We start from the raw sequence: 20,128 nt of genomic DNA, 5'->3' as shown, positions 1-20,128 counted from the left end.
CGGTGGCCTCGCACCGTAATCAGGCAGGGCTCCGCGGATGGGTGGCCGTGGCCGACCGCGGTGGCCAGGTGTGCGGGGAGAGGATGCCGAGGACGTACGCGCGGGCGACGAGGGCGGGGCGGGTCGCGGCGTCCAGGATTTCACGAAGCCGGCTGAGGTGGTAGTCGACGGTCTGCCGGGACAGACGCAGAGAACCGGCGATCTCCGCGTTGCTGCGCCCTGCGGCGAGCAGGGCGAGTATGCGTATCTGACTGGCCGTGAGCGCGGTGTGGGTCTCGTGGCGCAGGCCAGCCTGTGTGACGACGGTCCACACGCTCGTCGCGCGGCCCGCGGTGCGGCCGGTCGTGGTGAGGTGCAGCCGCGCCCGGCGCCGGCCGTGTTCGTGGTCGAGGAGCACGGCGGATGTCTCGGCGCTCCTGCGCCGCCCGTCGACGAGGTCGTTCCAGATCTCGAGCAGCACGGCACGTTCGGGCGTGTCGGCGAGCAGGGCGCCGGCGGGCCTGCCGACCAGGTCGGAGAGACGGACGCGTAACAGCTCCGAGACGGCGGTGCTGGCTTCTGTGACGAGGCCGTCGGCGGATATCCGCAGGCAGGGCAGCCCGCTGTGGTCGCGCAGGGCACGCAGGTCGTCCTCCGCCTGGCGGCGCTGGTCGAGTGCGTGGGTGTAGTCCGTGATGTCGACGTAGATGCCCGCCACGCAGCGGCGTGCTCCCCAGCGGACCGGGAAGCGGTAGCCCGCGGCGTGCGCGGAGGTCCCGTCGGGCCGCCGGTAGGTGAGCGTGTGGCGCACCGGGGTGTTGCCGGACAGGACGTCGTGGTCGAGGGCGAGGAACCGTACGGCGTCGTCGGGCGCGTCGACATCGGTGAGGTGTCTGCCGACCAGCTTGTCGCGTGTCGTGCCGTAGAGATGGGCGTAGGCGTGGTTGGTCCATAGGTAGCGGCCCGCCGCATCGCGGACGAACGCGGCCGCGGGCGTGAGGTCGGCGAACGAGGCGAACGGGTCGGCTCCTTCGCGCGTCGCGACTGCCACCCCCCTGCTGTGGTGGTGGGCACCGATCGGCCCTGCGAGCCATGTCACGTCGAAGGCCCTGCCGTCGAAGTGGGTCTGCAGAGGGTCCTTGCCGGGAGGCCGGGGCAGGTCGCCCGGGCCGGCGGCCAGGGCGTCCAGGAAGCGCTGGGTGGTGTCCTGGTCGTCGAAGGCGCCGCCGCCGCTGTCGACCACTCTCAGGTCGCTGTCAGCCTCCCACCAGAAGACCGGCAGGTGTGCCAGGAGCGCCTTGAAATCGGTCTCGTCCACGACCCAACTCCTTCAATTCCGCCACCACATCACCTTGAGTGACACCTCATGCGTATCCCGTAAGCCTTTCATCATGCCGAGCGTGGCCGTCGCCCTGGTGTGCCCGTACCTCATCGCTGTCTCTTTCCGGCCCCTCAATCACCTTGGCTGCTTTGGCATTTGCCTGATGTGCCGGTACCCGGTACGGCCGGTCGACCGGTCTGCGGATGTTTCGCTGGAAGAGAGGGCCAGGAACCAGTCCGCGCTACTAGAGGAGTTGGGTGTTCGTGAGCAAGGTGCTGTACGTACATGCCAAGGGCGGGCCGCCGCTTGGCCACGCCCTGACGCGGGTGGCCGCGAGGTCTGCGGTGCACCTGCTGGCACTCAGCGAACTGCCCCCGGCCGTCGCGGCGGAGACGGGCCGGCTGTGCGCATCGGTGGTGGTGCCCGACGCCGGGCAGCGCGGGGACCTCGTGGACCTCATCGCCCAACGGGCGGGCGAGGTCGGTGCGGACGCCGTGGTCACCTTCTCCGAGTACGCGGTGGTCGCGGTCGCCGAGGCTTCCCGGAGGCTCGGTCTCCCCGGCGCCGGGGAGAGCGCCGCGCTGGCCCGGGACAAGCGGCTGATGCGCGGTGTCTGGGAGCGGCACGGCATTCCCCAGCCCCGATTCCGTGCCGTCGGTTCGGCGGGCGACCTGCGGCGCGCAGCCGGGGAACTGTCTTTCCCGCTGCTGCTCAAGGCCGCTTGGAGTGCGGGTTCCACGGCGCACCAGATCATCCGGTCGGTTGCGGAGCTCGATTCGTCGTGGGAGCGTTCGCGCGCCGTCATGGCCGATTCGGCACGGCTCGGCTATGCGGAGCTGCACGTCGCGGGGGCGGGTGCGGACTTCATCGTCGAGGAGATCGTCACCGGTTGTGCCGAGGAGTGGTTCGACGGCTCAGGCTGGGGAGACTACGTCAGCGTCGAGGGCGTGGTCGTCGACGGTGTGTTCCGGCCGGTCTGCCTGAGCGGCCGGATGCCGACCGTCGCGCCGTTCACCGAGCGCGCCGGGATCACCCCCGCCGCGCTCGAAGCGGATGCGCAGGAACGGGTCGTGGAGCTCGCCAGGCGTGCCGTGGAGACGCTCGGGCTCGAGAACTGCGGCACCCACACCGAGATCAAACTGGGCTCCGGCGGACGCATGTGGGTGATCGAGACCGCCGCGCGGTTCGGCGGGGCGATGACGGTGCCGCAGATCGAGGAGGTCTTCGGCCTCGACCTGGTAGGGATGTTCACCGACCAGCTTCTCGGCCGGCCGGTCGCCTGGCCCGTGGGCGCCTTGCGGCCGGAGGACGCCGAGGGAGCGGCCGGTTCCCTCGTGGTACTCGCCGTGGGCGGCGACGGCGAACCGTGGGAGCGCCGGCATGTGTGGGACTCGCCCACGGTGGTGCGTTCCGCTCCGCTGAGTGGCGGCAGCCGGCTGTCCGTCGTCTCCGAGAGTTCTCTTCCCGACGGTGCGACGGTGCCGGTCTACGACCCGGCTGCCGGGGCGAACACGATGGCGGCACTGTGTCTGCTGTCCGCGGACGATCCGCAGACGGTCGTCCACGACTTCGGCGCGCTCGTCGACGCGCTGCCGGAGCTGCTGCCCGCCGCAGAGGGGGCGGTCGTATGACCACCGCGCTGGGCGAGGCGGGCGCACCCGTCACGGGTGACGGCACCGTGGTCGGCGCCAATCTGTCCCTGCCGCTGTTCCGCACCCTGTCCGGGGTGCTGGCGGGTCATCCGTATCTGAAGGTCGTCGTGGACCGCGCCAGGGACACCTGGCACATCCTGGACACCCGCGTGCACCCGTTCCACGTCAACTACATCGCGACGCGTGTGCTCGGGATGAGTCTGGCCGAGCTCGACGCCGATCTGGACGGGTTCAACGCGTCGGTGTACATGGATCCCGAGCGCCGGTTCCTGCTGGGGGTGCTGTCCCTCCACAGCGACGAGGACGCCGAGGGCCGCGAACGCCCCTTCCTCGTCCTGGAGACGACCGAGGCGGACACCATGAGCGGTGCCCTGCTGGAGGAGTTCTACGCATTCGTGCGCGGGCGGGTGGACGGGCGGCTCCCGTTGCTGCTGAAGCCCGCCAACCACGGACAGGAGCATGCTCTGGCCTCGGTCAGCGACGTGCGGGTGCCCCGGATCCTCAGCCATGAGCTCTTCGGGAACCGCACCCGTACCTGCCTCAATCCCGGTGAGGCACGCGGCCGGCTGCGCTACTTCCGCACCGCGCGGGAGTACGAGGCTGCCGCGGCGGATCTCGGCTGGTCGGACATCGTCGCCATGCGGTGCCTGCCCGACGATGTGCCCCGGGTGGCGGGGTTCATCAACACCGCTCCCATCACACCGCTGTCACACACCAATGTGCTGGCCTCGGGCTGGGGCATACCCAACGCCATCGTGCGCGATCTCGACGAACTCGTCGGCAGGGAGAAGCTGGACGGGGCATGGGTGCACTACCGCGTCCAGGAGGAGGGCATCGTCCTGGCTCCCCTGGCGTCGAAACCCGTCCTGGAGCAGCCCATCTGGCACCAGCAGCGCATACGGCTCGGGTCCCCGCTGCTGGACGAGGCACCGGTGCTCGCGCTGCACCGGCTGCGGAGCACCGACCGGGACTGCTACGGCACCAAGGCGGCGAACCTCGGAGAGCTGCACCATGTCCTGGACAGCCGCACCACCGACCTGACCGTGTTCTACGCCCGTCCGCGCCCACCGCGCAGCGACCTGTTCGCCCATCTGGCGGCCCGCCTCGGCACGCGGGGTGCGGACCCTGCACGGCTGCGCCTGGCCGCGGCCGAGCGGGTGGCGCGTACGGTCCGCGCACCCGAGGGTGTGGCGCTGCCGTTCTCCTTCCACCAGGCCTTCCTCGCGTCCTCCCCCGCAGTGCAGCAGGGCATCGGCAAGCTGAAGATGGCTCTGGAGCTGGAGGCGTTCGACGTCGTCGACCCGCTGTGCCTGCACCTCCAGCACCTGGTGCGCCACACACCGGTGCCGGACGATGTCGCCCGGCAGATCACCGGGGCCGTACCCGCCGCGCTCGAGTCCGGGAGCCGGCTGGTGGTCCGCTCCTCGTCGAACGCCGAAGACCTTCCGGGCTTCTCCGCCGCCGGGATCTACGACTCCGTGACCACCGTGCGCGGAGCGGAGGAACTCCTGGACGCGGTCCGGCAGGTGTGGGCCTCTCTGGTCTCGCCGCGCAGTGTGCGGCTGCGGCACCAGGTCGGCATCTCGCTCGACGACACGTACATGGGGGTGATCGTCCAGGAGTACGTGTCCGCCGATCTCGGCGGGGTGCTGGTGACGTGCAATCCGACACGGCGTGAGGACTTCCGCAACGTCTACCTCAACTGCACCCCGGGGTCGCCGGAGCAGGTGGTCGACGGCACGGTCCTGCCGCAGCAGTACCTCTACAACACCGTCGAGGGCGGCGGGCGGACGGTCGCCGTCGGGACCGCCGGCGAGGACCTCCCGGCGGCGACCCGGGAGGTCCTCGCGGAGCTGGCCCTGACGGGCCGTCTGCTCCAGTCCCACTTCAGCGAGGACGATCCGGACGACGCGCTGGACATCGAGTGGTTGCTGAGCGCGGAGGGAACGTTTCACCTGGTCCAGATCAGGCCGTACGCACGGTGATGCGCCGTATGCCGTCCCGATGGCCCTTCCGCTCGTCCGGTCCGGTCGCGAGTCCCGCCGCCCGGCGGATCATCCGGCTCAACAACGGCTTCCAGCTGCTGTTCAACCTGCTCTGGTGGATGCCCGTCTTCTACGCCTACCAGCGTGACGCCGGTCTGTCGGACGGACAGATCTTCGGTATCCAGAGCATCTACTACATCGCCTTCTGCCTCTTCGAGATCCCCACCGGCGTCATCGCCGACCGCATCGGCGCCCGCAACTGCCTGCGAGCGGGGGCCGTCGTGATGACGGCGGCGAACCTGACTCCCGTACTCGCCCCGTCGTACGGCGGTTTCCTGGTCCACTTCCTCGCCATCGCCGCCGGCCGGTCCCTGACCTCGGGGGCGGCCAGCGCGTACCTCTACGACGGGCTCCACGCGGAGGGTTCGGGGGCGCACTACGTCAGGGCGGAGGGCACGGCCCGTGCCCTCGGTCTCGCCGCCAAGGTCGTCTGCTGGCCACTCGTCGGGCCGCTGATGGTGCTGGCGCCGCAGACCCCCTACGTGCTGAGCGCCGCGAGTGCCGCCGGTTCGCTCGGCTGCGCCCTTGCGCTGCCCCGGCTCGCACCGCCCGGGACCCGTGAGCGGCGGCAGGCGGGGAAGGGACAGCGCACCGCGTTCCTGCGCGACGCGGGCACGGCGCTGCGCTGTCTGGCGGCGTCGCCCTGGCTGATGCTGGTCATGGTGCAGGGGGTGGCCGTCTTCACTCTGTCGAGGATCTGCCAGGTCAATCTGTTCCAGCCCGTGCTGCTGGACCACGGCATCGCCGAAGGCTCCCACGGCAGTGTGCTCGCGGCGATGACGGTCGCCGAAGCCGTGGCCTCGGCGCGCCCGCAGTGGCTGAGCCGCCGTCTGTCGCCCGCGGCGTGGGTGTCGGTGCTGAGTGTGGCCCTCGCCCTGACCCTCGTGGGTGTCGCCGCCGGGGGTCCGTGGTCCGCCGTCGTCCTGCTCTGTGTGTTCGCGGCCATCACGGGCTTCGTCTATCCGCTCCAGCGCAGCCTGGTCAACGACGCCATCCCCAAGGCCGCCCCCCGCGCCACCCTGCTGTCGGTGGAGAGCATCGTGGACCGCGGCGTCTGCGCTCTGGCGGCCGTCGCCGTGGGCGCCTATCTGGCGGCCGGCCGGTTGGACGCGCTGCTGTGGCAGAGCGCTGCGGTGACATGCGTACTGATGGTGGTGATTCACCTGATGCTGCGCCGCAGGGCGGCGGCCATGGAGCCCGCTGACGGTAAGGCCGCCGAAGCGGGTCGGCCGTTGCACAACCCGGCGCCCGTCCCGGCTGACGAGAACGCGGCCCCGGCGCCGTGACACCCGTCGGAGGCAACCCGGCGAGGGGCGTCGCACACGGCCTCGGGGCCTTCGTCTCCGGTCGTGGACGCGCGTTCCGCGCGGGAGGCGCGGGATGCCCTGCTGCGGGCTCGGAGGAAGTGGAGAGCGGGTGAGCATCCGTCATGGGCGGGAACCTCAGGACATCCTCTCCACGACCTCCACAGGGGGCAGCGGCCGTCGGCCGTGATCCCCCGTCAGGTCGAGGAGAGCGGCCGTGCCGACGGCGATGCCGACTCCGAGCAGTGCGCCTCCCACGGTGTCGGTCAGCCAGTGGTCGTGCATGTACGTGCGCGTCAGGGCCACCAGGGCGATGAACAGCGCGACAGCTGTGAGAGCCCCGCGCCGGGCGCGTGTGAGGGGGGCCGTGAAGATGAAGGCCAAGGTCAGCCAGAAGACCGTGTTACAGCCGACGTGCCCCGACGGATACGTTCCCAGTTGGCGCAGCCAGCGCTCGAACCCGTCTGACACGGACGCGCCCACGTGGGTGGTGGGATCGAGCGGATGGGGCGGCCCGGGTCGGCCGACGGCGTGCTGGATCCAGTAGACGGAGACGAAGCCGATGACGGTGGCGACCGCAAGGAGGGCCGCGTCACGCCCGCGTCGCATCACGAGGAGAGCGATCACCAGCACCACGGTGGCGCCGAGGACGAGGGCCGGATCGACCGCGTGGCCGATCGCGTCCCCCGCAGCCGTGAAGACCGGGTTCTCGATCGCGGTCATGAAGGACAGCCACGCGGAGTCAAGGGTCTGGATTCCGTCACGCGCCCGGAAGACGACGAGTGAGGTGAGGATGACGAAGAGAGACAGGGAGACGCCGGAGACCAGGAGGCCGCGCCGCGCGTCGGCGAGGTGGTTCCTCGCCCCGTGGCCTTTTCTCATGCGGCTGATCATCCCAGTGGGCCTCACGCGAACGCGGGCACCGCGCGACGGCGTGTTCGGCAAACCGCGGCCGCTATGCCGACGGAGCCCGCACCCAGGCTTCCAGGCGGAGGCCGGGGCAGTGGGCCGTGAAGCCGGAGGTCCACCAGGCGCGGCCTGCGGCCGTCACGGCGTAGGCCTCGACGCCGTCCTGTGCTCCGGCAAAGGCGCGGGCCGCGTCCCCCATCGCGAACGCGGCCGTCGCCAGGGCGTCGACCTCGGTGAGGTGCCGTCCCACCAGGGTGAGGGAGGCGAGCTCGGCCGCGGGTGCCCCGGTGTTGGGGTTGACGATGTGATGGCCGCGTTCGGCGGTGCCCGAGGTCGCCACGGCCAGGTCGGTGCCGTCGACCACGGCGGCGAGACCATCAGGACGGAAGGGGTGGGCGATGCCGATACGCCAGCGGCGGCCCGGGGCGGACTCTCCCCGGCACTGGATGTCGCCGCCGCCGTTGACCATGTGGTCGCGTGCGCCCGCCTCGTACAGCAGCTGCGAGGCCCGCTCCACCGCCCAGCCCTTGACCATCGCGGAGGGGTCGAGACGTCCGCCCGGATACGCGGTGAACCAGCCCCCCGTGGTGCGCGCTGCCTCTCCGCACAACTCCAGGACCTCGCGGACTTCGGGGTCGCAGTCGGACAGTGTGGTCTCTCCGCGGTCGAGGCGGCTGATCTGGCTGTCCCGGCGGTAGGTGGAGAACACCGCATCCACGCGGTGCAGCCACTCGACCGCACCCGCGAGCGCCTGGCCGGCCTCGGGCGCCGGTCCGCCCCGGACGTCGAACGAGAACACCGTGCCCATCACCCGCTCGACATGGCGCAGCCGCACCGCAAGCTCAGACACCGGCCTGGTCCAGTGCGCTCTGGAGCGAGGAGACATAGCCCTGGCTGGTGTACGTGGCGCCGGAGACGGCGTCGATGTCGGCGCTCTGCGCGGCGATGGCCCGCTCGGTGAGCACCGGCACGGCCGTCGCACTCGGACCCTGGTCGTGAACACCCTGGAGCGTCTCAATGTCGGTGATCTCCCCGCCGGCCAGGGTCACGCTCACCTGGACGGGGCCCTGCTGGGTCTGGACGGTGGCTCCCTCGAAGGTGCCCGACACCGCCGCGCCTCCGGTGCCTTCGGGTGCGGCTGTGGCACTGCCGGAGGGTGAGGTCCCGGTTGTGGGGGTGGGTGTGGGTGTGGATGCCGAAGGGGGGCTGGTGGCAGTCGTCGACGGGTCGTCGTGCGGCTTGAGGGACAGCAGCAGGACGATGCCCGCGGCGGTCGCGGCGGTTACCGCAACAGGTCGGATCATGGGACTCTCCTCGTGGTGTGTGGTGGTCTCCGCGGCCGGAGCTCAGAAGGCGAAGGTCTCGTGGTGGACACGCTGCCCGGGGACACCGGCCTCGCGCAGTGCCGTCCTGGCGGCGGCGGTCATCCCGGGCGGGCCGCACAGATACACGTCGTGCGCGGGCAGATCGGCGACGAGTCCGCCGAGGGCCTCACCCGTCAACGGGATGGCCGGCCCCTCCGGGCCGTCCACGGCGTAATGCACGGCCGCGCCCCGCATCGCCGCGATCTCGTCGAGCTCGAACCGCAGTGCCAGGTCCTGGACGCCGCGCGCGTAGTACACGAGCGTCACCGAGCCGGGCAACGTTTCGAACAGGGCCCGCAGCGGGGTGATCCCTACGCCGCCGGCGAGCAGCAGGACCTTGGAGCTGGACTGCCGGGCGGCGGTGAACGCGCCGTAGGGGCCTTCCGCCCACACCCGGGTCCCCGGGCTGATGTGGGCCAGTGCGGTGCTGTGGCCGCCGGACGCCTTCACCGTGATCCGCAGATATCGCTCGTCCGCAGGTGCGGAAAGCGAGTACGGATTGGCCGTCCACCACATTCCCGGGGTCAGGAACCGCCACCGGAAGAACTGGCCGGGCCGGGCGCCGAGCTCGCCCAGGTGTCGGCCGGTGATGTAGACCGACACCACCCCCGGCGCCTCCCGGTGCACCTCCGCCACCCGCAGCCGGTGCCGCAGCACGCGCCGGGCAGGAGTGAGGAACCGGTACCACACCAGCAGCCCCGCCACCCCGATATACAGCCCGTACCAGAGCGTTCGCGCCACCGGGCCGGCAAGGAAGTCGGCGCCGTAGGCCAGTTGGTGGAAGAAGGCGAGGAACACCGCGAGGTAGGTGAAGAAGTGCAGGTAGTACCAGGTCTCGTAGGACACACGGCGCCGGGCGGCCCGCGCCGACACCACCCCCACCAGCACGAACAGCAGCATGCCGATCGTGGCCATGAGCATGTCGTCGTAGTCGAACACCAGCGTGACGGTCTGGTCGATGACACCCGTCCCCGACGTGACCGCATACCCCCAGACGATGAACATCGTGTGGGCGATCACCAGCGAGACGGTGTAGCGCCCGCCCATCGCGTGCCAGCGGGCCAGCCGGTCGCTGCCGACGGTCCGGTCGACCACCGGCACCCGCGCCATCAGGGCGAGCAGCACCGCACAGCCATATCCGGCAAGCAGCCCCGTGATCCGGCCCGCGTTGGTCAGCCAGCCGCCCGCACCCGCCACCCTCTCCGTGTTGCCCCACCACAGACCGAGTACGGCCGCGGCTCCTGCGTGGATGAGGAGCAGGAGCCATGCTGCCGGGGAACGCCAGGGGCGCCAAGGCCTGGGCGGCGCGTGCGGGGAAGGATGCGGGCCGTTGTCACGGTGGCCGCGGTTGGCGTGGGCATGCTGGACGGTGGCCACGGGGGCTCCTCTCGGCGGACGGTCGTCCCAGCCCCGGCCATGCGCTGTGCAAGGCCGGGGTGCGGCACACCGTGGCAGCGGAATCTCTGCGTTTCCTCTGAAACGGCTGCCGAAAGGTGTCCACAGCGCGGACTCATAGGAAATTCAGAAGAAGGCCGGTGATACTGCCGGGGCCATGAGTAGTCCGCACAACACCCCGTACCCGACGTCGGCCGGTCTGCGCCGCCCCGATGGCTCGCCCGTGCGCGTGCTCGTCGTGGACGACGAGCCTGATCTGGCGGGCATCCTCTCCGATGCACTGCGCTACGAGGGGTGGGAGGTGCGCACGGCGGTCACGGGCGAGGAGGCTGTCGTCGCGGCCCGGGACTTCGGCCCTGACGCCGTGGTGCTGGACGTGATGCTGCCGGACATCGGAGGTCTCGACGTGCTCCGGCGGCTGAGGGCCCATGCGCCGGATGTGTGTGTGCTCTTCCTTACGGCGCGTGACGCCGTCGAGGACCGTATCGCGGGGATCACCGCCGGCGGGGACGACTATGTGACCAAGCCCTTCAGCCTCGAAGAGGTGCTGGCCCGGGTGCGGGGCCTGCTGCGGCGGGCCGGGATGACCCGCGCGACGGACGAGACGACCTTGCTGGCCATCGGCGATCTGCTGCTGGACGAGGAGGTCCGCGAGGTGACGCGCGCGGGTCGTCCGGTGGAACTGACGCGGACCGAGTTCGAGCTGCTGCGCTTCCTGATGCGCAATCCCCGGCGGGTGCTGAGCAAGGCGCAGATCCTCGATCATGTGTGGAGCTACGACTTCGGCGGCAAGGCGCATGTGGTCGAGCTCTACATCAGCTATCTGCGCAAGAAGGTCGACGCCGGTCACAGCCCGCTGATTCACACGGTGCGCGGTGTCGGTTATGTGCTCAAACAGGAGTCTTCCTGATGCCCGCACGCCGCCCCCTCGCGGCGCTGCCGGTCCGCAGCCTCCGAGCCAGGCTCACGGTCGGTCTGGTCATCCTGCTCGCGCTCTGCTGCGCCGCTGTGGGGCTCGCGACCACCACGGCTCTTGAGGGGTTCCTCGTCCGGCGGCTGGACCAGCAGCTCTCGGCCGTGGGCAATCACTTCCCCGCGAGCCTCGACCCCGCGCGGAAACTGCGCGGCGACGGCGTCGGGCCGGACACCCGGGGGCAGGCCACCGGCACCTTCGGCGCCTGCGTACTGCGCGGGACCGTGACCCAGGCAGCCGTGGTCGGCGACCAGACCGAGAGCCAGGTGTCCCTCACCGCGGCCGACCGGCGTGCGCTGGTGGCCGTGCCCGGCGACGGCAAGGGGCGCACGATCCAGCTGTCCGCGCTGCGGGAGTACCGGGTGATCGGTGTGCCCGGGCCTGCGGGAGACGTGCTGATCACAGGGCTGCCAGTGGAGCCCGTCCAGGACACCGTTGACCAGCTCCGGCTCGTGGAGGCGATCGTCTTCGGTGCGGCCCTGCTGCTCACCGGGTTCGCCGGCGCCGCATGGGTGCGGCTCTCTCTGCGCCCCCTGCACCGAGTGGCTGCCACGGCCTCCCGTGTCGCCCAGCTGCCGCTCGCGGGAGGTGAGGTCGCCATGCCGCCGAAGGTTCCCGACACCGATCCGCGTACCGAGGTGGGCCGGGTCGGTGACGCGTTCAACCGGATGCTCCGGCACGTCGAGGAGTCCCTGGCCCGCAGGCACGCGAGTGAGGAACGGCTGCGGAGGTTCGCGGCCGATGCCAGTCACGAGCTGCGTACTCCCGTCGCCTCGATCCGCGGGCACGCGGAGCTCGCCCTGCGGCATCCGGAGCCGGTGCCCGAGAAGGTGCGCCACTCGCTCGACCGGGTGCGGTGCGAGGCGGCCAGGATGGGCGAGCTGGTCGACGACCTGCTGCTGCTCGCCAGGCTGGACGCAGGCCGGCCGCTCGCGGACGAGTCGGTGGACCTGACCCGGCTGGTGCTGGACGCGATGAGCGACGCCCAGGCCGCAGGACCGCGCCACCGCTGGGTGCTGGACCTTCCGGAGGAACCCGTGGTGGTACGCGGTGATGAGCGGAGGTTGCAGCAGGTGCTGACCAATCTCCTCGCCAACGCCCGCACCCACACCCCGGCCGGCACCGAGGTCGCGGTCCGGCTCGGCGTCGGTGAAGGCGCCGGGGACGAGGTGGAGTTCCTGGTGGCGGACGACGGCCCCGGTGTGCCCCAGGAACTACGGACGGAGATCTTCGAGCGTTTCGTACGCTCCGGCGGCGACGGCCGCTCACGGAGCACCGGCGGCACCGGGCTGGGGCTCGCCATCGCCCACGCGGTGACCCTGGCGCACGGGGGCCGCGTGGAGCTCACCAGCCGCCCGGGCCGCACCGTGTTCCGGGTGGTGTTGCCGAGGCGCCGCGGGGACGGGCTGGACGAACCCGAAGCCGCGGCGGTCTGAGGATCCCTGCCGGGGGTGCCCGTGCCTGGGCCGCAGTCGAAGGCTCAGTGGTGTTGTACGAAGAGGGCTGCCGGCACCGGCCTGCCCGGGTCGGGCAGGCCGGTGCCGGCGGAGCTGGGCTGCGAAGGGGTCGGGGTTATTCCTCTGAGCCCTCTCCTTGCCGGTTGGGGGGTTGTCCGGTGGGGCCGCCGGTATCCTGCCAAGCTCGAATCGGCTGTTGTCGACGCAGGAGACGGACGCCCGAAGCAGTGACCTGGCCGGGCCGGAGTACGACGGCGATCAGACCGAACGCGAGCCACGCTGCCGCCGCACAGGGAACGAAGAACTCAGGGGATCCGGCCACTGGCCACACACTGCTGAGGAGGGCGAAGCCAACAACGCAGAGCGCCGCGATCGGCAACACTCCCAAGGCAGCGCGCGGGGTGCGTGGCCCGCCGGCCCACAGCCATCGCAGGGCACCGGCATTGACCAGTGCGTAGGAGACGAGCAGGCACAGGGTGCCCATGGCGCCGAGGGCGAAGTACATGTCCTCGCCGGAGACATCAGCGGCGGCGTAGCACCCCACCGCCACACATGCCGCCGCCGTGGTGGCCGTCAGAGCCGGTCCCGGTACCCCGCCTGCTGACCAGCGCGCGAGTGGGGCCGGCCCCAGCCCTTCCCGGCAGAATGCGAAGAGCAGCCGGGATGCCGCCGTGATCATGGCCGATGCGCAGCCGAAGGCGCTGACGACCGCACCGGCGATGAGGATGTCTCCCATGGGAGAACCTAGATAACGGTCGGCCAGCACATTCAGAGGACTGCCGGAGCGGATGAATGCGGCGACCCCCGCCTCGTCGGCACCGAATCCCAGAATCTGCGCCGTCATGGCGACGACGAAGAGCGCTCCCGCGATCAGGACCGACCAACGAATGGCACGGCCGATGTTGCGCCGCGGGTCGGCGGTCTCTTCGCCCAGTGCAGCCGCACCTTCGAAACCGGCGAAGGAGAGGAAGCCGAACACCGATGCGAGTGCGACCTGATGGGCCGATACGTGGGGCGGCAGGGAGAACGGCTCTGCGTTGATCGATAGTCCGGCAGGTGCCGTGCCGGTCGCAAGCCTGACGAACACGGCCCCGATCAGCACGATGATCAGTCCGACCGACAGGGCTTCCGCTCCCAGGAGCACGCGGGCCACGTGGCCCACCCGTCGCCGGACGATCAGAAATGACACCACCGCGGCGCACAGCGCCGCGGCCCACCAGGGTGTCTCCCCTCCCCATTGCTGGACGAGGCGGCCGATGAGGAACCCGAAAGCGCCCAGTACACCGGCCGCGTACATCAGATACGCCCCGAGGAGGGCCCACCCGCTGATGAACCCGGCGCGGGGGCCGAGCGTGATGCCCGTGAAGGCATAGGCGGAGCCCGCATGATGAACGAGGCGAGACAGAGCAACGAAAGCATATCCGACCAGCCCCACGCCCACGGTGGCGAGCAGAAAGGCGATCGGCACGGCCCTGCCGACCGTCTGCGCGGCGCCAACCCCGTTGAGCGCCACCGCCATGGTCGGCGCGATCATGGCGATCGACACCGCAACCGCCCCGGCGAACCGCATCAGCGGCTGTGCGGTGTCGGACGCTTTCCTCCGTACGACCATGGACCCTCTTCAGCTTCATCAAGTCTTCGCCCGTGCGACGTCTTCTGCTGCCCTGAGGCTGATTCGCGCCTCTTTGGCACTGATGGCGGGTTATGAGGTATTGATGATCGACGGTACCGGACCGCCTGTATGCGCCCATGGTTCATCGTCAGCCGCGCTGCGCTGGTCGCGCGTTCTCCTGGCCGCGGCACCGGGCACCGGTCCGTATACCGTCCCGCTGTTGCTCAGGCCTTCTCCGTGGCTGCTGACCGACCCCAGAAGTCCCTCGCCGGTGGGCGCGTCGAAATCCGCCGTCCACGGACCGGGGCCCTTCCCCACGATCTTGGGCCGGGCGTGCGTCGACCGTCAGCCCGCACACGAAGGCGGGGAGTCCACGGTGCGGGTCTCACCGGATGAGGGCCTGGTCCCCGCAGGCGCCGAGGGCCAGGCGGCGAGCGCGGCACACTCGCCAAGGTGCGCGGCTGCCGTGCGCCAGGCAGTGGTTACCGCGGCGCGGGCCTGAGAAGTACAGGCGGCTCGACTACCGGTCAGCGTGAGCGGCGCGCCGACGTGGACGTGCAGGTCCGGCCGGCGGACGGGGGCCGTCGCCAGACCGGCTAGCTGCTTCAGCAGGCTGCCTGAGGTGATCCTGCGGGCGCCGGCCTGGCCCACCGGCACGACCGGTGCGCCGGTGAGCTCGGCGAGCCTGGCCAGACCACTGCGGAAGTCGCCTGGAGCCGCCTCTGCGGCGTCCTTCCGGTGCGGCAGGCCGCCTTCGGCGTAGATGAGGAGGCACCGCCCCCGCTCGACGGCCTGTACGGCCAGGGCGAGCGAGGCGGCGGCCCGACGGTCGCCCCGGTGCACCGGGATGTGTCCTTCACGGATCAGCGCGCGGCCGAGCCCGGGGACACGCCACAGGCCCGCGGTCGCCATGACGACCGGTTCGGTTCCGAGACGGTGCAGGGCGGCGAGCACGACGGCGGGGTCGGCGAGCGAGGTGTGGTTCGCGGCGACAATGCTGCCCGGGGCGACTGCGACGCCGGAATCGGACGTCACCGACAGGCGGCCGAAAGCGGGCACCAGAACGTTGGCGATGCTGCTGAGCACGGGCGATCTCCGGTCCGGACGATGGTGACTTCATCGTCGGTGGCCGGGCGCTGCCGGGCGTGAGTAGTCGTACTCATCTTCTCCGGGGCTCGAAGCGGGCTCGCTATTCGGCCTGTGCCTGCCCGGTGCGGAGCTTGTCGAGTTGCTCCGCGAAGGCTTTGGTCTCTGCGATCAGATGCGCCTGTGCGTCCCGCTGCTCCTCGTCGCCCTCGTCCTTGAACGCCCTGCTGAAGTGCGGCGCGAGCTGGGTCCACCAGCCGTAGTCCAGCATCGCCCACGCCTGCGGGCACAACGGGGCACGGGTCTTCGGCAGGTATCCGGTGCCGACGAGCGGACCGTGGTACTTCCCGGGGTCGCTCCCCTCGAGGTAGCAGAGGAAGTGGAAGACGCGTTGCTGTGTGACGGGATGGTCGCTCGAGAGCCCTTCCAGGGTCAGTGCGCCCTCATCGCGGGCGAGCTCGTCGAAGAGCAGCGCGGCTGCCAGCGACGGGCCCGGTCCCACCTCGTTGACGGTGTAGAAGGACGCGAACCCGTCCGCGGCGTCTTCCTCGAGGCCGAGGTTCGCGAGCAGGAGCTGGCGTTGCAGGGCATGGCCCATCTCGTGGCCGAAGACGAACTGGGTCGACTGGGCGGTCAGGTCGTCGGCGTTGTAGTCGGCTTCGGGGAGGAGCGCTGGACGCTTGACGGTCTTCACCACGTTGCCCAGGACCTCCTGGATCTGCCGCAGGAACTGCGGCGGGACGTAGATCGTCCTGCCGTCGGGCTGGGTGACCGCGTCCGTGACCCCCGGCGGGACCTGGCCGGTGACTTTCACGGCCAGGTCATGCGGGAGGGCGACCGCGGTGCTCACCCAGTCGGCGACCTGCTCGAGCACGCGTGATTTCCGGATCACGGCTACCGCCTGCCGGTCCTTCGGCGGGCTCGCGGAATCGTCGTAGACCACCGTGACCTTGCCGCCCGTGTCGGCCTCGCCCTCACCGCCGCACGCGGTGACCGCCAATCCGGCGAGCAGCAGTGCGGCCGCGAAGGCGCCTCTGGTCCTGGCCGGGCACCCACCGCTGTTCAGCACTCTGGTCAGCTCTCCTCCGTGTCGAATTCCTTCAGTGGTGTCCTACGAACATGCGGCTGATCCTCTTGCGGAAAAGCAGGATGAGCGCGCCGACCAGCACCGCCACGACGACCTCCGCGACGACGAACGGGCGGCCGTTCAGGTCGGCGCCGGCAAGCGAGGCGAGCGAGGTGACACAGTCGCCCGCGGTCACCGCGAGGAACCACACGCCCATCATCTGGCTGCCGTACTTCTCCGGTGCGAGCTTGGTGGTGACGGACAGGCCGACGGGTGACACGCACAGTTCACCGACCGTCTGCACCAGGTAGATGGCGACCAGCCACATCGGGGAAACGAGGCTGCCGTCCGCGGCCGCCGTCAACGCCGGGAGGAAGACGGCGAAGGAAAGTCCGACCAGGATGAGCCCCACGGCGAACTTGGCCGGTGTGGAGGGTTCTTTGTGGCGTCTCGCGAGCCACTGCCAGAGCCAGGCGAAGACCGGGCCCAGGGCCATGATGAACAGGGGATTCAGCGACTGGAACCAGCTGGACGGGAAGTCGATCCCGGCGAACTCGGTGTCGGTGTCGCGGTCCGCGAAGATGTTGAGCGTCGAGCCGCCCTGGTCGTAGATCATCCAGAAGATCGCCGCGGCGACGAACAGCCATACGTACGCCGTCATCCGCTGCCGCTCCGGGGGAGTCAGTTCCGGGTCCCTGCGGATTCGGATCAGCGTCCATGCGGGGAACACCAGGCCGATGACCGTCAGTGGCACGACCACCCAGTCGATCGTGTAGTGGCCTGACAGCCCGACCACGAGGTAGAAGACGACGGGCGCCAGCAGCCACAACAGCCCCTTCTTCACCAGGGCGGCCCGGTGTTCCGCGTCCATGGGCGCCGGGACGACATCGCTGTGCGGACTCAGCGAGGGGAGTCCGACGAGGTACTGCACCAGGCCGATGGCCATGCCGACGCCGGCGACCGCGAACCCGAGGTGGTAGCCGACCTTCTGACCGATGGTGCCGATGACCAGCGGGGCGAAGAAGGCACCGAGGTTGATGCCCATGTAGAAGATGGTGAAGGCGCTGTCACGGCGCCATTCCAGTGCGCCCACGTAGAGGTGGCCCACCATGGTGGAGATGTTCGCCTTGACGAGGCCGGAGCCGATGGCGACGAAGAGGAGTCCGGCGAAGAAGAATCCCTCGGTGGGCACGGCAAGGAGGAAGTGGCCAACCATGATGATGACGCAGGCGATGGTCACCGACTTCCGCGGGCCGAGGAAGCGGTCGGATACCCAGCCACCGGGGAGCGTCAGCAGATAGACCATCGAGAGATAGACGCTGAAGATCGCGATGGCCGTGTTCTCCGGGAAACCGAGGCCGCCCTCGCTCACCGGTGCGGCGAGATAGACGGCGAGCAGGGCGCGCATGCCGTAGTAGCTGAACCGCTCCCACATCTCGGTCAGGAAGAGGGTGGACAGGCCACGCGGATGCCCGAAGAAGGTACGACCGGGCGACGGGGCCGCCTCGGATGTGTCGGTCATTCTCCCTCCCCGTCCGCCGGTTGCTCTGTCCGGCATTCTGACCGCGGCTCAGGCCGGGAAGGGCGTTCCGGGCCCCGGACCCGCGCTCGGTCCCCTGACCGGCGCACAGAGTCGGGGCACCGGGAACGCCGTCATCGGTCCGCGAGCCACGCCGTGGCGTCGTGCGGCAGGAATCCGTCCCGGATGAGGATGCTGGACAGCAGTACCCGTTCGTGTTCAGGCAACGGAATGGGGGCGTGGACAAGTTGACCAGGCACTGGGAACCGGGGTCCCGGGTGATGGACAGCACTCCGTCCGTGCCCGGTTCGCTCCAGGTCGTGGTGCCGGCGCCGGTCCACGACATCCATCTCAGCCTGTCGCGCCGACTCGATGCGGAAGGGACTCCGGGTACGTGTTCCGAAGCCGACTTGACAAGGCGCGCGCCGTTCATCTGATGCGTCGAAACAAAACCGACTCCTGCGCCAGGTCCGAAACGAGATGAGGCGCAGTGGCCGGCGAACCGTGAAATTGGAACGCACCCGTCAAACCCGACGGGGAAGCCAGTCGCCGATGAGCCCTGGGGTAAGGTCTACTTACTACCCTATTTTTCCTCTTTAGAGCGAATCAGGGGAATGTAGACAACAACCGCTGCGGCTCGTTATACAGGACCGCAATCACTGCCCCTTCACCGTATAACGATGAGTCAACCACTCGACGGAGAGGAAGTGCAGTGCATTCCCCCAGACATACCAATCTCCCGATTGCCTCACAGAGGCCTGCGAATTGGTCAAGAGTTTGTCATGTACTCATCTTTACCATCCTCTTGTTTCTGGTTCCGCAGATTTCCACCGCACAAGCAGCGCCCATCGACTCAAGTGGTCCGCTGACGCGTATCGACACCAATTCGCAACTGCAGTGTTTCGTCAAGCATCGTGACGACACCAACCCCGCCTGGTACGGCGGCGACAGTTGCGGAACGATGATCGCCCTGAACGGGACCTCGTACGGATTCCTCAGCACCCCCTACACAGCGGTGAGCCAAACAGGACCCACGGGCACAGGCACCGCAGCAGATCCGTACCGTCTGGTGACCGTTGTCGGAGCTGGCTCAGGCGTAACTCTCACCCAGACCGACACCTATGTGGTGGGAGAGGAAAGCTACGACACGAGCGTTGCCGTCCAGAACAACTCGGGAATCCAGCAAGTCGGCTACATCTACACCGTAGGGGACTGCTACTTGGGAGACAGCGACGCCGGGTATGGTCGGGTCATCGGCTCCGGCGCGGCTTGCAGCACGTCGCCGGATCCTGGCAGCCGTATTGAGGCCCTACTGCCACGCACAGGTGGCAACTCGTACATCGAAGGCTACTACTTCGAGGGATACGACCTGGCTACGGCCGGGCAGCCGCTGCCGAACACCTGCCGCTGCGGCCAGCTCATCGACAACGGTGTGGGGCTCAGTTGGCCGGTGAACCTCCCGAGCAGCGAAAATGCCACCTTCGAGTGGACGACAGCCCTCTCCCCCACGGGTACCGTGCCGCTAGCGGCGACCGCATCAGCGGACGAGCCGGAATCACCGCCCAGCGCCATCAACGGCTACACCGTCGAGATCGAAAATCCCAACAACTTCAGCGCGGACATCAGCACCATCGAGGTATCCCTTCCATCGGGCTTCTCCTACCAAACCGGGACGACAACCGGAGCTACGACGAATGACCCGGTCATTTCCGGTCAGACACTGACCTGGTCGGGCCCCTTTGCGGTAGGCGGCGGAGCTAGCATCACGCTCCACTTCGACAGCAGGGTTGCGGCCACTCCCGGCACGTACACGATCGATGTGAACGCGACGACCACGACCGAAGGGGTGACTCCGGCAATCGACACCGCTCCCATCATCGTCCGCGATCTGCCCACCACCCCGGCCATCACCAGTCCGTCCGACGGCAGCGTCCTGGCTGACAGCACGCCTGCTTTCGCGGGCACGGGCGGCGCCGAGGACACCGTCACGCTGACCGAGTCCGGCACCACCATCTGCACCGCAACCGTCGACGCCAACGGCCAGTGGACCTGCACCCCGACAACCGCCCTCGCAGACGGCCAACACACCATCCTCCCCACCACGCGAGACGCCGCAGGCAACACCACCGAAGGCGACCCCATCACCATCACCATCGACACCGTGCCCCCCACAAAGCCGGTCATCACCAGTCCCGCAGACGGAACGACGCTCACGAACAGCACACCCGCTTTCGCCGGCACAGGCGGCGCCGGGGAAACCGTCACGCTGACCGAGTCCGGCACCACCATCTGCACCGCAACCGTCGACGCCAACGGCGAATGGACCTGCACCCCGACAACCGCCCTCGCGGACGGCCAACACACCATCCTCCCCACCGCGCGAGACGCCGCAGGCAACACCACCGACGGTGACCCCATCACCATCACCATCGACAGCACACCCTCA

15 protein-coding genes are annotated in these 20,128 nt (G+C 69.5%); 6 read left to right on the top strand and 9 right to left on the bottom strand.

Going from position 1 to position 20,128, the window contains the following annotated elements:
- Nucleotides 1–19: 19 nt before the first annotated feature.
- Nucleotides 20–1,297 carry a PAS domain S-box protein gene (locus ABZ532_RS27570; protein ID WP_361289328.1) on the bottom strand — a complete coding sequence of 426 codons (1,278 nt, stop codon included), beginning with the start codon at nucleotides 1,295–1,297 and terminating at the stop codon, nucleotides 20–22.
- Nucleotides 1,298–1,563: 266 nt separating this feature from the next.
- Between ABZ532_RS27570 and ABZ532_RS27565 the strand changes: the two genes are divergently transcribed.
- The 3 genes from ABZ532_RS27565 to ABZ532_RS27555 are packed head-to-tail and all read left to right on the top strand — an operon-like array spanning nucleotide 1,564 to nucleotide 6,283.
- Nucleotides 1,564–2,931 carry an ATP-grasp domain-containing protein gene (locus ABZ532_RS27565; protein ID WP_361289325.1) on the top strand — a complete coding sequence of 456 codons (1,368 nt, stop codon included), beginning with the start codon at nucleotides 1,564–1,566 and terminating at the stop codon, nucleotides 2,929–2,931.
- Nucleotides 2,928–4,937, top strand: a complete 2,010-nt coding sequence (locus tag ABZ532_RS27560; RefSeq protein ID WP_361289322.1) for a PEP/pyruvate-binding domain-containing protein — start codon at nucleotides 2,928–2,930, stop codon at nucleotides 4,935–4,937. Before ABZ532_RS27565 ends, ABZ532_RS27560 begins: the two co-directional genes overlap by 4 nt.
- Nucleotides 4,938–4,945: 8 nt before the next feature.
- Nucleotides 4,946–6,283: an MFS transporter gene (locus ABZ532_RS27555; RefSeq protein ID WP_361289319.1), complete on the top strand. Its 1,338-nt coding sequence runs from the start codon at nucleotides 4,946–4,948 to the stop codon at nucleotides 6,281–6,283.
- Between the two features lie 156 nt (nucleotides 6,284–6,439).
- Here ABZ532_RS27555 and ABZ532_RS27550 read toward each other — a convergent pair whose 3' ends face one another.
- The 4 genes from ABZ532_RS27550 to ABZ532_RS27535 all read right to left on the bottom strand — a co-directional run bounded on the left by ABZ532_RS27550 (nucleotide 6,440) and on the right by ABZ532_RS27535 (nucleotide 9,951).
- The gene (locus ABZ532_RS27550; RefSeq protein ID WP_361289316.1) at nucleotides 6,440–7,183 is read right to left on the bottom strand and encodes a phosphatase PAP2 family protein; all 744 of its coding nucleotides are present in this window, start codon (nucleotides 7,181–7,183) and stop codon (nucleotides 6,440–6,442) included.
- A gap of 73 nt (nucleotides 7,184–7,256) precedes the next feature.
- Entirely contained in the window at nucleotides 7,257–8,018 is a 762-nt protein-coding gene (locus ABZ532_RS27545; protein WP_361289413.1) for an FAD:protein FMN transferase, read from the bottom strand.
- 34 nt (nucleotides 8,019–8,052) lie between these two features.
- Nucleotides 8,053–8,514: an FMN-binding protein gene (locus ABZ532_RS27540; protein WP_361289313.1), complete on the bottom strand. Its 462-nt coding sequence runs from the start codon at nucleotides 8,512–8,514 to the stop codon at nucleotides 8,053–8,055.
- 42 nt (nucleotides 8,515–8,556) lie between these two features.
- Nucleotides 8,557–9,951, bottom strand: a complete 1,395-nt coding sequence (locus ABZ532_RS27535; protein WP_361289310.1) for a ferredoxin reductase family protein — start codon at nucleotides 9,949–9,951, stop codon at nucleotides 8,557–8,559.
- 175 nt (nucleotides 9,952–10,126) lie between these two features.
- On the opposite strand from ABZ532_RS27535, the gene ABZ532_RS27530 reads away from it, so the two are divergent.
- Nucleotides 10,127–10,879 carry a response regulator transcription factor gene (locus ABZ532_RS27530; protein WP_361289307.1) on the top strand — a complete coding sequence of 251 codons (753 nt, stop codon included), beginning with the start codon at nucleotides 10,127–10,129 and terminating at the stop codon, nucleotides 10,877–10,879.
- On the top strand, nucleotides 10,879–12,378 hold the full coding sequence (locus tag ABZ532_RS27525) for a HAMP domain-containing sensor histidine kinase (RefSeq protein WP_361289304.1): 1,500 nt from the start codon (nucleotides 10,879–10,881) through the stop codon (nucleotides 12,376–12,378). The genes ABZ532_RS27530 and ABZ532_RS27525 overlap by 1 nt, the downstream gene beginning before the upstream one ends.
- 136 nt (nucleotides 12,379–12,514) lie before the next feature.
- Here ABZ532_RS27525 and ABZ532_RS27520 read toward each other — a convergent pair whose 3' ends face one another.
- The 4 genes from ABZ532_RS27520 to ABZ532_RS27505 all read right to left on the bottom strand — a co-directional run bounded on the left by ABZ532_RS27520 (nucleotide 12,515) and on the right by ABZ532_RS27505 (nucleotide 17,685).
- On the bottom strand, nucleotides 12,515–14,011 hold the full coding sequence (locus tag ABZ532_RS27520; protein ID WP_361289301.1) for an APC family permease: 1,497 nt from the start codon (nucleotides 14,009–14,011) through the stop codon (nucleotides 12,515–12,517).
- A 345-nt stretch (nucleotides 14,012–14,356) separates the two neighbouring features.
- Nucleotides 14,357–15,097 (bottom strand): lysophospholipid acyltransferase family protein, encoded by a 741-nt coding sequence (locus ABZ532_RS27515; RefSeq protein ID WP_361289298.1) that lies wholly within the window; start codon nucleotides 15,095–15,097, stop codon nucleotides 14,357–14,359.
- A gap of 103 nt (nucleotides 15,098–15,200) precedes the next feature.
- Complete coding sequence (locus ABZ532_RS27510; protein WP_361289295.1) at nucleotides 15,201–16,166, bottom strand: DUF4344 domain-containing metallopeptidase; 966 nt, start codon at nucleotides 16,164–16,166, stop codon at nucleotides 15,201–15,203.
- A 31-nt stretch (nucleotides 16,167–16,197) separates the two neighbouring features.
- Nucleotides 16,198–17,685 carry an oligopeptide:H+ symporter gene (locus ABZ532_RS27505; RefSeq protein ID WP_361289292.1) on the bottom strand — a complete coding sequence of 496 codons (1,488 nt, stop codon included), beginning with the start codon at nucleotides 17,683–17,685 and terminating at the stop codon, nucleotides 16,198–16,200.
- Between the two features lie 802 nt (nucleotides 17,686–18,487).
- Between ABZ532_RS27505 and ABZ532_RS27500 the strand changes: the two genes are divergently transcribed.
- Nucleotides 18,488–20,128, top strand: a 1,641-nt coding sequence (locus ABZ532_RS27500; RefSeq protein WP_361289289.1) for an Ig-like domain-containing protein, incomplete at its 3' end; no start/stop codon positions are given.

This window comes from Streptomyces sp. NPDC019396, from assembly GCF_040632375.1.
GTDB lineage: Bacteria > Actinomycetota > Actinomycetes > Streptomycetales > Streptomycetaceae > Streptomyces.
This window is presented reverse-complemented; position numbering and strand designations above follow the sequence as displayed.